Here is a 12,640-nt window from a genome sequence, read left to right on the forward strand (position 1 = left end):
TGTCAGTCGATGGGGTTGTGGATGGTGACGAGCTTGCGCCCGTCGGGGAAGGTTGCCTCGACCTGGACGTCGTGGAGCATGGGCGGCACATCGTCCATGACGTCGCCCCTGGTGAGCACCTCGCGCCCGGTGACCATGAGCTCCTCGACGTTCGCCCCCTCGCGGGCGCGCTCGATGACCCACGTGCTCAGCAGCGCGATGGCCTCGGGGTGGTTGAGGGGCACTCCCCGTGCAAGCCGGTCACGGGCGATCATCCCGGCCACCGACAGCAGCAGCTTCTCCGTGTCGCCCGGAGTGAAGTGCATCAGCGCTCCCGCACGGGGTCGGCCGGCAGGACGTGTTCGCCGAGGCGATCGGTCGACAGTGCCAGGGAGCTGAGGTAGAGGGTTTCGCCGTTGGGTCCGCGCTTCGCCGAGGCGATCATGTCCGGACGCTCGAACTCCATCTCCGTGACGTGGCACCACAGGGTGGCGTCGGTGGGGTTGCCGTGCTCGTCGAGCAAGGGCACGTCGATGCCGTCGTCGCGGCGGCGCAGATAGTACCGGCCACGGGTGAGGATCGCCATGAGCGGGGTCGCGACGATCGCGATGCCGACGGCGAAGAGCGGCGAGAACGGCTGGACGGCGGACCCGAAGGCCCCGAAATAGATCGCGATCGACACTCCTCCGGAGAGGAGCAGCGAGACGACTCCGACGGGATTCCAGTCGTAGAGCATCCCACGACGGAACTCCGGTGTCTTCGGGGAGAGTCCGAGGACGTACTTGTTGATCGCGATGTCGGCGGCGACGACGCAGATCCACGACATCGCGAGGTTGGCGTAGAAGCTGAGGATCGCGTTGAGGAAGTCGAACATGTTCAGCTCCATGAGCGCGAGCGCGAAGAGGAGGTTGACGACGAGGAACGTGATCCGCCCCGGGTAGCGCTTGGTGATCCGCGTGTACGCGTTCGTCCACGCCAGCGAGCCGGAGTAGGCGTTGGTGACGTTGATCTTCACCTGCGAGATGACGACGAGGACGACGGCGAGCAGGAGCGCGAGCCACTGCGGCATCATCTGCTCGTAGGTGGCGAGCAGCTGCTGGACGGGTTCGGTCGCGAAGCTCGTCGCTCCGGGGACGTTGGCGATGAGGTAGACGGCGAGGAACATGCCGATGATCTGCTTCGTCGCCCCGAAGATCACCCAGCCGGGACCGGCGAGGATGACCGCGGTCCACCAGCTGCGACGGTTGGCCGGGGTGCGGGGCGGCATGAAGCGCAGGTAGTCGATCTGCTCGGCGATCTGGGCGATGAGGGAGAGGCAGACGCCGGCGGCGAGCATCGCCGAGGCGAAGTTCGCGCTCTCCCCGCTCTCGCCCTGGTAGGCGAAGAACGAGCTCACGGAGTCGGGCTGGAAGGCGATGAGGTAGCCGACGGGCACGACCATGAGGACGAGCCACAGCGGCGTCGTCGAGACCTGGAGCCGGGCGAGGGCCTTCATGCCGAAGATGACGAGCGGGAAGATGATGACCGTGGAGAGGAGGTAGCCGATCGGGCGCGGTATCCCGAGGCCGAGGTAGAGTCCCTGCGCCATGATCGAGCCCTCGAGGGCGAAGAAGATGAAGGTGAAGGTCGCGAAGATGATGTTCGTGATGACCGAGCCGTAGTAGCCGAATCCGGCCCCGCGAGTGATGAGGTCGAGGTCGAGGTTGTAGCGGGCGGCGTAGAACGCGAGCGGCCACCCGGTGAGGAAGATGATGATCGCCGCGGTGAGGATGCCGAGGATCCCATTGGCCGTGCCGTGGGCGAGCCCGATGCTCGCGCCGATCGAGAAGTCCGCGAGGTAGGCGATCCCGCCGAGCGCACTCGTCGCGACGACGGCCGGCGCCCAAGTCCGGTAGGAGCGCGGGGCGAAGCGCAGCGTGTAGTCCTCGAGGCTCTCCCGCGCCGCGGTCTTCGCCTCGCTGCTGCCCGGCGGCGGTGTCGCCGATGTCTCTTTCATGGTGGCCCTCTCAGTCGCGCCCGATCCCAACATCGCCCATCCTGGCAGGCGATTGTTTCGGTGCGTGTCGACTGAGTTTCGTCCATGTTTCGAGACCAAAGTTTCATCTCGCGGACAGGTCCGCGCAGTGACCAGTGGTGGCTGTGGGAGCACCCGCGGACATCGGCTGCGCTCAGGGGCTTCCTGCAGGCAGAGCCACAGGAACCGAGCGCCACTCCGACCCGCACACACGCAAATGAGTCGGTTCTCGCCCGATCGGTCGGTTCATGAACAGACTCATCGGGCGAAAACCGACCCAATCAGGTGGGCAGCGCGCGGACTCGGCTCGAAGCGATGCCACTGGACACCCGGCGGCGCGGAGGAACACCCCGGGCATGAGAAAAGGGGCGGCGTCAGCCACCCCTGTTCGCTCACGCCCGGCGCCGCCCGGCGCTCACGCCGTGCTACCAGGCGCCGCGTCGCCGCCGGGCGCTCACACCCTCCGGGCGCGGAAGTCGTCGTAGAGCACCACGGCTCCGGTCCCGGACTCCGGCGACACCTTCGGCCGCCGGCCGCGGGCGATCGAGACGACGTCGCCCCTCGACCCGGCGGCGAACACGCGGGCATCCCGCTCGCGTGCCTCCGCCTGGGCGAGGGCCTCCTCCTCGAGCTCCTGGTTCCGGCTCCGGAGGGCGTCGATCTGGTTCTGCATCTCCATGATCTTCTTGATCCCCACGAGGTTGACGCCCTCGTCCTGCGAGAGATGCTGGATCAGGCGCAGCTTGGCGATGTCCCGCCCCGAGTAGCGGCGGCCCTTGCCGGCCGTCCGCTGCGGGGTGACGAGGCCCATCCGGTCATACTGCCGCAGGGTCTGCGGGTGCATGCCCGCGAGTTCCGCTGCCACGGAGATGACGTAGAGCGCCGCACTCTGAGAGAACTGCATGGTGCCCCGCCGCCTCAGCTCGCCTTGGCCCGATCGAGCAGGCCGGCTCGCGGATCCTCGGACTCGGTCGCCGCCTTGTAGGCCTCGACCGCTTCCTTGGCCTCCTTCGAGAGGTTCTTCGGGGCGACGATCTCAACGGTTACGAGCAGGTCGCCCGTGCCCTTCTTCGTCTGCACGCCCTTGCCGCGCACGCGCAGGGTCCGACCCGAGGGCGTGCCCGCGGGGATCTTCACCTTGACGGGCTGACCGCCGAGCGTGGGCACCTTGACCTCCGCACCGAGGGCCGCTTCGTCGAAGCTCACCGGCAGGTCCATCCGCAGGTTGTCGCCGTCGCGGGTGAACACCGGGTGCGGCTTGACGTGGACCGTGAGGATGACGTCGCCGGGCTCGCCGCCGTTCGGGCTCGCCTTGCCCTTGCCTGCCAGTCGGATCTTCTGCCCGTCCTTGACCCCGATCGGGGTGCGCACGGTCAGCGGCTTGCCGTTGGGCATCTTCAGCTTGACCGAGGCACCGTTGGCAGCCTCGGTGAAGCTGAGATTGGTCGAGGACTTGATGTCACCGCCCTTGACCGGGGGCGAGTAGCCGCCGCCGAAGCCGCTGTCACCGTAGCCGCCGTAGGAGGCACCGCCGCCGAAGCCGTTGAGCAGATCGGCGAGATCGGGCGGAACGTCGCCGTATCCGCCGCCGAAACCTCCGCCGCCGGGCGAGTAGGTCGTGCGTGTGCGCGTGCGACCGCCGCCTCCGAAGAGGTCGGAGAAGACGTCGTCGAACCCGCCTCCGCCGCCGGCACCACCGGCACCGGCGCTGAACCTGGCGCCGCTGCCCATCGCGCGGACCTGGTCGTACTGTTCGCGCGACTCCTTGTTCGACAGCACCTGGTGGGCCTGTCCGATCTCCTTGAACTTCGCCTCCGCCTCGGCGTCCCCCGGATTCGCGTCCGGATGGTACTTCCGCGCGAGCTTGCGGTAGGCCTTCTTGATCTCGGAGTCCGTCGCGTCCTTGGAGACGCCGAGGGTCTTGTAGAAGTCCTTCTCGAACCAGTCATTCTGCGGTCCGGTACTCATCTGGCACCTCCCTTCTTCCTTGTCCTGTTCGTCGTGCCGCTGCCACCTGGCCTCGGCTCTGTCATCGTTTCCCTCATCTGTCTGCTCACAATCCGCAGCCCCCGGACAACGTCTGCGTCCCGGAGACTCCGGACCGTCGCCGAGGCGGTTCCTTCGTCCCAGCATCCGCTCACGAACGCTGGGAGGCGGTCCCACCTCGGCGGGGTCGGGGTCCTCAGTCCTCCGGCTGCTGCACGCCGACGCGGGCCGCGCGGATGATGCGATCACCCATGCGGTAGCCCGGCTGCATGACCATGAAGACCGTCGGCACCTCGACGTCGTCCGACGGCTGCTGCATGAGGGCCTCATGCAGCCGCGGATCGAACTCGTCGCCGACGGCACCGTACTGTTCGACGCCGACCTTGGCCAGCGCGTCGAGCAGCTTGTTCACGTGGGCCTCGAAGGGCCCGGAGACGTCGCCGTTCTCCTGCGCCAGCCGCACCTCGTCGAGGACGGGGACCAGCGCCTCGACGACCTTGATCGTGCCGCCGGCTGCCGCCCGCTCGCGTTCGCGGTCGGCGCGCATCCGGTAGGCGGCGTACTCCGCGTTGATCCGCTTGAGATCCGCGAGGTGGGCTGCGGCCTCCGTTCCGGGGGCGGGCTCAGCCGCACCCGGTTCGGCGGCCGCCTCGGTGTCGTTGAGGCTCGAGGCATCGGCGGGGATATCGACCCCGAGGTCGCTGGCATCGGCCAACACTTCCTCGGTGTCCTGTCCCTCCCCGGCCCCCGAGGCCGACTCGGCGTCGGCCTCGGGACGGAGTTCACCGGTGTCCGGATCGACCCGGCGCTTGTCATGGAAGGTGAAGCGTGGCTCCTCGGACGACGGATCGTTGCCCTCGGTGGTCATTACTTCTTCTCCTCGTCCTCATCATCCACGACCTCGGCGTCGACGACATCGTCGTCAGCGCCCGTTCCGGCATCGGAGCCGCCCTGGTCGGAGGCTCCGCCGGCAGCACCGGCGCCGGCTTCCTGCTGTGCGTAGATCGCCTCGCCGATCTTCTGCTGCTTCTCGGTGAGGGTGTCGAACGCCTTCTTCACCGCGTCGTCGTCTTCGCCCTTGAGAGCTTCCTTGACGGCGTCGACGTCGGACTGGATCTCCGACTTGACGTCCTCAGGCAGCTTGTCGGCGTTGTCGTCGAGCAGCTTCTGGGTCTGGTAGGCGAGGTTCTCCGCGTTGTTGCGGACGTCAGCGGCCTCACGGCGCTTCTTGTCCTCTTCCGCGTGCTCCTCGGCCTCACGGACCATGCGCTCGATGTCCTCCTTGGGAAGCGCCGAGCCGCCGGTGATCGTCATCGACTGCTCCTTGCCGGTTCCCTTGTCGGTGGCCGAGACATGGACGATGCCGTTGGCGTCGATGTCGAACGCGACCTCGATCTGCGGGACTCCGCGCGGCGCCGGCGCGATGCCGGTGAGCTCGAAGGTGCCGAGGTTCTTGTTGTCGCGAGTGAACTCGCGCTCACCCTGGAACACCTGGATCGACACCGAGGGCTGGTTGTCCTCAGCCGTGGTGAACGTCTCCGAGCGCTTGGTCGGGATCGGGGTGTTGCGTTCGATGAGCTTCGTCATCACGCCGCCCTTGGTCTCGAGACCGAGCGAGAGCGGGGTGACGTCGATGAGGAGGACGTCCTTGCGTTCGCCCATGAGCACACCGGCCTGGACGGCGGCGCCGATCGCGACGACCTCATCGGGGTTGACGCCCTTGTTGGGCTCCTTGCCTCCGGTGAGCTCGGTGACGACCTGGGTGACACCGGGCATACGGGTCGAACCACCGACGAGGACGACGTGGTCGATGTCCTTGACGGACACGCCGGCATCCTTCATCACCGCGTGGAACGGGGCCTTCGTGCGCTCGAGGAGGTCCTTGGTGAGGTCCTCGAACTTCGCCCGGGTGAGGGTCTCGTCGAGGTGGATCGGACCGTTCTCGCTCATCGAGAGGTACTGGAGGGAGATGTTGGTGCTCGTCGCGGACGAGAGCTCCTTCTTCGCCTGCTCAGCGGCCTCCTTGAGACGCTGCATCGCCGTCGAGTCCTTGGTCAGGTCGACGCCGTAGTTGTTCTTGACCTGCTCGACCAGCCAATCGACGATCCGCTGATCCCAGTCGTCACCGCCGAGGCGGTTGTCGCCGGAGGTCGCACGGACCTGAATGGTCGAGAAGCCGTCGTCGTCCTTGCCGACTTCGAGCAGCGAGACGTCGAACGTACCGCCGCCGAGGTCGAAGACGAGGATGAGCTCGTCTTCCTTGCCGCGCTCGAGGCCGTAGGCCAGAGCGGCGGCGGTGGGCTCGTTGATGATGCGCAGGACGTTGAGGCCGGCGATCTCACCGGCATCCTTGGTGGCCTGACGCTCAGCGTCGTTGAAGTAGGCCGGGACGGTGATGACCGCGTCGGTGACCTTCTCCTGGAGGTATTCCTCAGCGTCGTGCTTGAGCTTCTGCAGGATGCGCGCGGAGACCTCGGGAGCGGTGAGCTTCTTGCCGCCGATCTCGGTGTCCCAGTCGGTTCCCATGTGGCGCTTGACGGACGCCACGGTGTTCTTCACGTTGGTGACGGCCTGGCGCTTGGCGATCTCGCCGACCAGGGAGTCTCCGTTCTTGTTGACTGCGACGACGGACGGGGTCGTGCGACCGCCTTCCATGTTCGCGATGACCTTGGGGTCACCGCCCTCGAGGACGGCGACGACGGAGTTCGTGGTTCCGAGGTCGATTCCAACTGCACGTGCCATATCGTTTCTCCTTAACTCTCAGAGTCGGCTCGGGCTGAATGCGTGCGGTCGTCCTCGGAAGCCGTTCCGGGAGCTGCCTCCCGGTGTCGCCTCGTCGGACCGCCGCCCGCATTGAGTCTGATGGACTCAAGTATTCTCTTCGCGGCTGAGATCGTCAATCCCCACCTGTAAAAGTTGCGTACACTAGACTCAACTTTCTAGAGCGACGGGTTATTCCGCATCTGGAGAATTTTTTTCGAGGAGTTCTTGTAGGTTCTCGTTTAAGTTGTCACTTTCTCACTTTCTTGGCCATGGCGTGTCAAATTTCTCACGCACCTGTCAATCGAGGACCATGAGGATATGGGGCTCTTCGCAGCTGAGAGTGTAGTCGGGTTGGGCGCGTCGGTCGCTGGATAGGGGTCGAGGCCCTCCGAGGATGGAAGTTCTGACACTGCCCATCCTGAGGACCTCGACATGGATCACGCTACCTTCGTTCGCCCTGACCTGACCACGTTCTGCCGTCTCGACGAGCTCGGCCTCGAGGCCGTCGGGCAGCGGGTTGAGCCTGATCGTGCGGTGATCCAGTGCCGGGTCCTGGAGCCGGACCCGTGGTGCAGGGAGTGCGGGGCCGAGGGCGTGCCCCGAGACACGGTGATCCGCCGGTTGGCGCACGAGCCGTTCGGGCACCGGCCCACGACCTTGATGGTCCGGGTCCGCCGGTACCGGTGTGTTACCTGCCGTCGGACGTGGCGGCAGGACACGTCGAAGGCCGCGGCGCCGCGGGCGAAGATCACCCGTGGCGGGGTGGGCTGGGCGCTGACCGGTGTGGTCGTGGACCACCTCACCGTCAGCCGCGTCGCTGCCGGGCTGGGAGTGTCCTGGCATACCGCCAACGAGGCGGTCATCGCCGAGGGCAAGCGGGTGCTGATCGACGATCCGGCCCGGTTCGCCGGGGTCACCACCATCGGGGTCGATGAGCACGTGTGGCGTCACACGCGCCACGGCGACAAGTACGTGACCGTGATCATCGACCTCACCCCGGCCCGGAACAAGTCCGGGCCCGCGCGGCTGCTGGACATGGTCGCGGGCCGGTCGAAGGCCGTGTTCAAGCAGTGGCTGGCCGATCGTCCTCGGGCGTGGCGGGACGGGGTGGAGGTCGTCGCGATGGACGGGTTCACCGGGTTCAAGACCGCTGCCGCCGAAGAGCTACCCACCGCAGTACCGGTCATGGATCCGTTCCACGTCATCCGTCTGGCAGGTGAGGGACTGGACCGGTGCCGGCAGCGCGTCCAGCAGCACACCCTCGGGCACCGGGGCCGGGCCGGGGACCCGCTCTACCGGGCGCGGCGGACCCTGCAGACCGGCGCGGACCTGCTCACCGACACCCAGCGCGCCCGGCTGGACACGGTATTCGCGGCAGACGAGCACGTCCAGGTCGAAGCGACCTGGGGCATCTACCAGCGGATGGTCGCCGCCTACCGCGAGCCCAACAAGACCACGGGCAAGCAGAGGATGCGAGCGGTCATCGAGTCGGTCGCCAGCGGCGTCCCAGACGCGCTGGTCGAGATCCGCACACTCGGCCGGACGCTGAAGCAGCGCGCCGCAGACGTGCTCGCCTTCTTCGACCGGCCCGGGACCTCGAACGGGCCGACAGAGGCCATCAACGGCCGACTCGAACACCTCCGCGGCTCCGCCCTCGGCTTCCGCAACCTCACCCACTACATCGCCCGATCTCTACTCGAGGCCGGCGGATTCAGACCCCGACTACACCCTCAACTGCGATGAGCCAGTTATTCGACCGTCCGACTACGGTGCCTGGCACGATCGTTGACTGGAGTGGCACGAGTAGCGAACGACATCAACCGAACCGATTACTAGTCTGAAATGGCAGGCGAAACATAAGCGATTTCGCATGCAAGTTCCAGCAGAAAGCTGGAAGGAAAACTATGGAAGGACACGAAAATCATGGCTGATGGCAATCGCGCAGTAGTGTTCGCAAATCCGCAAGACATGCAGGTCGAAAACCTCGACTTCCCGAAGCTCGAGATGCCCACCGGAGAAAAAGCACCGCACGGGGTCATCTTGAAAATCGTCGCTACAAACATCTGCGGAAGCGACCTCCATATCTACCGCGGCTCCTTCCCAGTGCCCCAAGGCATGGTCATGGGACACGAAATGACAGGCCAGGTAGTTGAGCTCGGATCCGATGTTACTTTCCTCAAGGAAGGCGATCTCGTCTCGGTGCCGTTCAATGTCGCTTGCGGCCGGTGTCGCAATTGCCGGGGGCGCAGGACGGAAGTCTGCGAGACTACGAATCCAGATGGCCCCTGCGCAGCCTACGGGTTCAACCTCGGCAATTGGCAAGGTGGACAGGCGGAATACCTGTTTGTGCCCTATGCCGACTTTCAGCTGCTCCGCTTCCCAGACAAGGACCAGGCCATGGAGAAGATCCGCGACTTGGCCCTGTTGTCAGACATTCTTCCCACTGCATTCCACGGACTCATGGAGGCCGGCGCCAAGCCAGGCTCGACAGTCTATATTGCCGGTGCAGGACCTGTCGGCCGGTGCGGGGCAGCGGCAGCTCGCCTCCTCGGAGCGTCATGCATCATTGTCGGCGACTACCACAAGGACCGCCTCGATCTGATGAAACAGAACGGCTGCGAGACCATTGACCTCAACGAGGATGTTCCTCTGACCGATCAGATCGAAGCTATTCTAGGCGAGCCCATGGTGGATTGTGCGGTGGACTACGTCGGCTCGGAAGCACATGGAATCGGTCGTGAGGCCGGAGATATGAATCCCGCGCACGCGATCAATCAAGTCATGGACGCTACCCGACCTGGCGGGGCTACTGGCATCATCGGAGTGTACGGACCCGATCCGCTTGCAGAGTCGAAAGCAGAGCAGGAAGGAACTTTCCCACTCGACTTCGGAAAAGCATGGATCAAGTCACCACGAATCTCGGGCGGCCAGGCACCGATCATGCACTACAACCGCGAGTTGATGATGGCCATTCTCTGGGACCGCATGCCGTACCTCAGCGACATGCTCAACACGAAGATCATCAGTCTCGACGATGCTCCAGACGCCTACGCAAGCTTTGATAAGGGTGTTTCGGACAAGTTCATCATCGATCCGCACGGGCTCATTTCAGCCTGACCTGATCCACCCTCCAGGAGGGTTGCAAGCTTCATTTAACGACATCAGAGAACGGGTTCGGGTGCTGGGCTGACCCCGGGATGTAGGTCCAGTCGTTGTGTGAGTCGTCTTGATGCTCGCTGCTGCGGGCAGGAAGACTGGTCTCATCATGACGAACACGAGGAAGCGGCACACGCCTGAGCAGGTCGTGCGCAAGCTCGGACAGGCCGACCGGATGCTGGCCGATGGCGCGGACGTCGCGGCGGTGTGCCGCGAGCTGGGCGTGTCGGAACAGACGTACTACCGGTGGCGCAACCAGTACGGCGGGCTCAAGGCCGACGACGCCAAGCGCCTCAAGGAGCTCGAGAAGCAGAACGCCACCCTCAAGCGTCTGCTCGCTGAAGCAGAGCTGGAGAAGGCGGCGCTGAAGGAGCTGGCAGAGGGAAACTTCTAGGCCCGGGCAGGAGGCGCGCCGCTGTCGCTCACCTCATCGCGAAGATGCGGGTGAGCGAGCGGATGGCGTGCCGGCTGACCGGGCTATCCAGGTCCGCCTACCGGCGCACCCTCAAGGCCGATACCGTCGCCGACCCCGACGCCGCCTTGCGTGAATGGCTGCGCGGTTACGCGAAGAAGCACCCCCGCTGGGGCTACCGGCGCGCGTGCCACGACGCCCGCGGCGAGGGCTGGCAGGTCAACCACAAGAAGATCCAGCGGCTATGGCGCGAGGAAGGCCTACGCGTGCCCCAGCGACGTCGCCGTAAGCGCATCGGCTCCTCGACCACGGACGCCCCCAAGGCGTGCGCCCCGAACGTGGTGTGGGCCATCGACTTCCAGTTCGACGTCGACGAGGCCGGGCGTCCGATCAAAATCGCGTCGATCGTGGACGAGCACACCCGGGTCTGCCTCGGCGGCCTCGTGGAACGCTCCATCACCGCCGACCGTCTCACCGACCATCTCGACGACCTCGTTAAGCTGCACGGACCGCCCGCGGTCCTCAGAAGCGACAACGGGCCCGAGTTCATCAGCCAGGCGATCGCCGACTGGGCCGGCACCCGCACCGGCCTGTCGTACATCCCGCCCGGCTCGCCGTGGCTCAACGGCTACGTCGAGTCGTTCAACTCCCGCCTGCGCGACGAGTGCTTGAACATCAACAGCTTCTACTCACTGCTGCACGCCCAGGTCGTCATCGGCGACTGGAAGGTCGAGTACAACACCGTGCGACGCCACTCGGCGCTGGGCTACCTCACCCCGGCCGACTATGCTCGCCACTGCACCCACGAAATGGAACCCGACGACTCACACAGAGACCGGACCTAACAACGGGGGCGGCCCAGTGCCACCAATGGTGGCACCCGAACTGTATAGTTCGTCAGTAATAGGCTTCCGGCCAACCACCAAACCGATTGACACTGTTCTCGCGAGAATATAAGGGGTGCCGTCACATGAGTGAGCCAACTGTCCCCAGTTTCCGGTTGAGTAGATGGTCGACTACTCAGAACTCGAATAACGATGCTGCAGATCACTGGCAGCACATCCGTCAACAGGCTTACGTCGACGTCTCTACCGACCCCTTGACCTCTGATTTCCACGGCGAGGTCACCCTCGGACGATTTCCCAGCTTCGCACTATCCATCAAGAGAGCCGGAGGTGAGGATGTCTGGCGCAGCCGCAGCCATATCGCACAAGGCGACGAGCGCGATGAGTATCTTTACACCGTCTTTCAAGTCAGCGGAACTTGTGTCCTAGAGCAATTTGATCGGACCGCAGTGGTTCCTCCGGGGTCTGCGGTCATCTACGACAGTTCCGCACCTTTTGTCATGCACAATGCTGGCCCCTACGAACAGGTCATTGTCGAACTTCCTGCCGACGAAGCTTTCGCCCGTGCAGGTATCTCGCGCGGCAACGATCTACTCGCGCGAACCTTGCCTTGTGACGGGGCGGTATCGGCAGTCGCCTCCTTCTTCGTTAACCTGGCGCAAACTCAGATCCGTGATCCTGAAGGCGCAGTACGGCTGGAACCCCATGCTTCTGACCTTGCGTTCTCTACGCTCAATCTGGTTACTCCAACCACCGCGAGTGCAGATCTCCCTGGAGCTGCTCGACGAGAACAAGCCATCGCATATATGCGTGCGAATCTTATCGATCCAAGTGTGGATGCAACCAGCATCGCCAAGGGAATCCACATCTCTCGAAGGAGCCTCTACCGAGAGTTCCAAGGAACTGGCGATTCAGTGATTGGAGTGCTCAGGGAACTCCGAGTGGAGCAGGCTAAACGGCTTTTGCTCGGTTCTCCGAATCGGCCAGTTAGCTCGATTGCGCATGATACAGGTTTCTCGAGCGTGGCTCATTTCTATCGCGTTTTTCGGGCGTCAACATCGATGACTCCTGGCGAATATCGTGCTCAGGGACTTCCACGGGGTCTCTAGCGAAGCACGATAGCGACGCCGAAACTAGCATGCCGCGCTGGAGAAGATCAATCAACTGAGACGACTGCGGAAGTTCCGTAAATAGACCACCCCAAGAACGTTCCTGCGCCGGACACTTTCACGAATATCGAAAGCTATGGAGGCTCTTGCCAGATGAGGGTGTAGGTCGGCCGGGCGCGTCGGCCCGCAGATAGACGTCGAGATCTCCCGACGACGGAGGTTCCTACGCCATCCATCCGAAAGACCTCGACGTGTCCGACGCTACCCCGCCGGCCGGCTTCGGCCGCCCTGACCTGACCGCCTTCGCGTCTTATCCCAATCGACTCTGATCGGGTCTGCTGATCCTCTCGACGAGAACGCAGCGACATCACAGCCA

10 protein-coding genes are annotated in these 12,640 nt (G+C 64.6%); 4 read left to right on the forward strand and 6 right to left on the reverse strand.

Annotated elements, in window-relative coordinates; translation table 11 throughout:
• Positions 1–2: 2 nt before the first annotated feature.
• From ACQ1RG_RS02395 to dnaK, 6 genes are all read right to left on the reverse strand, one after another.
• A complete protein-coding gene (locus tag ACQ1RG_RS02395) occupies positions 3–305 on the reverse strand; it encodes an urease subunit gamma (RefSeq protein ID WP_009381307.1) in 303 nt (100 codons plus the stop codon).
• Positions 305–1,975 carry a purine-cytosine permease family protein gene (locus tag ACQ1RG_RS02400; RefSeq protein WP_009381309.1) on the reverse strand — a complete coding sequence of 557 codons (1,671 nt, stop codon included), beginning with the start codon at positions 1,973–1,975 and terminating at the stop codon, positions 305–307. Before ACQ1RG_RS02400 ends, ACQ1RG_RS02395 begins: the two co-directional genes overlap by 1 nt.
• 472 nt (positions 1,976–2,447) lie before the next feature.
• Positions 2,448–2,897 (reverse strand): heat shock protein transcriptional repressor HspR, encoded by a 450-nt coding sequence (locus ACQ1RG_RS02405; RefSeq protein ID WP_009381310.1) that lies wholly within the window; start codon positions 2,895–2,897, stop codon positions 2,448–2,450.
• Positions 2,898–2,911: 14 nt separating this feature from the next.
• Entirely contained in the window at positions 2,912–3,961 is a 1,050-nt protein-coding gene (locus ACQ1RG_RS02410) for a DnaJ C-terminal domain-containing protein (protein ID WP_009381311.1), read from the reverse strand.
• 214 nt (positions 3,962–4,175) lie between these two features.
• On the reverse strand, positions 4,176–4,847 hold the full coding sequence (locus ACQ1RG_RS02415) for a nucleotide exchange factor GrpE (protein ID WP_131248643.1): 672 nt from the start codon (positions 4,845–4,847) through the stop codon (positions 4,176–4,178).
• Positions 4,847–6,721, reverse strand: coding sequence for a molecular chaperone DnaK (gene dnaK / locus ACQ1RG_RS02420; protein WP_040342593.1), 1,875 nt, complete (start codon positions 6,719–6,721; stop codon positions 4,847–4,849). Before dnaK ends, ACQ1RG_RS02415 begins: the two co-directional genes overlap by 1 nt.
• A gap of 453 nt (positions 6,722–7,174) precedes the next feature.
• Between dnaK and ACQ1RG_RS02425 the strand changes: the two genes are divergently transcribed.
• From ACQ1RG_RS02425 to ACQ1RG_RS02440, 4 genes are all read left to right on the forward strand, one after another.
• Positions 7,175–8,485 (forward strand): ISL3 family transposase, encoded by a 1,311-nt coding sequence (locus ACQ1RG_RS02425; protein WP_036316278.1) that lies wholly within the window; start codon positions 7,175–7,177, stop codon positions 8,483–8,485.
• 180 nt (positions 8,486–8,665) lie between these two features.
• The gene (locus tag ACQ1RG_RS02430; RefSeq protein ID WP_063250653.1) at positions 8,666–9,859 is read left to right on the forward strand and encodes an alcohol dehydrogenase catalytic domain-containing protein; all 1,194 of its coding nucleotides are present in this window, start codon (positions 8,666–8,668) and stop codon (positions 9,857–9,859) included.
• A gap of 148 nt (positions 9,860–10,007) precedes the next feature.
• A protein-coding gene (locus ACQ1RG_RS02435) for an IS3 family transposase (RefSeq protein ID WP_100227560.1) occupies positions 10,008–11,155 on the forward strand; the annotation gives its coding sequence in 2 pieces (ribosomal slippage) (positions 10,008–10,278 and positions 10,278–11,155; 1,149 coding nt in all).
• Between the two features lie 125 nt (positions 11,156–11,280).
• Positions 11,281–12,264, forward strand: coding sequence for a helix-turn-helix domain-containing protein (locus ACQ1RG_RS02440; RefSeq protein WP_082835007.1), 984 nt, complete (start codon positions 11,281–11,283; stop codon positions 12,262–12,264).
• The last annotated feature ends 376 nt before the right edge of the window (positions 12,265–12,640 follow it).

It is taken from the genome of Brevibacterium sp. K72 (genome assembly GCF_050562175.1).
Taxonomy (GTDB): Bacteria; Actinomycetota; Actinomycetes; order Actinomycetales; family Brevibacteriaceae; genus Brevibacterium; species Brevibacterium casei.

Excerpts from the sequence above, each read along its gene's own strand:
- ACQ1RG_RS02440 (WP_082835007.1), top strand. The coding sequence starts at position 11,281 with ATGAGTGAGCCAACTGTCCCCAGTTTCCGGTTGAGTAGATGGTCGACT.
- dnaK (WP_040342593.1), bottom strand. The coding sequence starts at position 6,721 with ATGGCACGTGCAGTTGGAATCGACCTCGGAACCACGAACTCCGTCGTC.
- ACQ1RG_RS02430 (WP_063250653.1), top strand. The coding sequence starts at position 8,666 with ATGGCTGATGGCAATCGCGCAGTAGTGTTCGCAAATCCGCAAGACATG.
- ACQ1RG_RS02415 (WP_131248643.1), bottom strand. The coding sequence starts at position 4,847 with ATGACCACCGAGGGCAACGATCCGTCGTCCGAGGAGCCACGCTTCACC.
- ACQ1RG_RS02395 (WP_009381307.1), bottom strand. The coding sequence starts at position 305 with ATGCACTTCACTCCGGGCGACACGGAGAAGCTGCTGCTGTCGGTGGCC.
- ACQ1RG_RS02425 (WP_036316278.1), top strand. The coding sequence starts at position 7,175 with ATGGATCACGCTACCTTCGTTCGCCCTGACCTGACCACGTTCTGCCGT.
- ACQ1RG_RS02410 (WP_009381311.1), bottom strand. The coding sequence starts at position 3,961 with ATGAGTACCGGACCGCAGAATGACTGGTTCGAGAAGGACTTCTACAAG.
- ACQ1RG_RS02400 (WP_009381309.1), bottom strand. The coding sequence starts at position 1,975 with ATGAAAGAGACATCGGCGACACCGCCGCCGGGCAGCAGCGAGGCGAAG.
- ACQ1RG_RS02405 (WP_009381310.1), bottom strand. The coding sequence starts at position 2,897 with ATGCAGTTCTCTCAGAGTGCGGCGCTCTACGTCATCTCCGTGGCAGCG.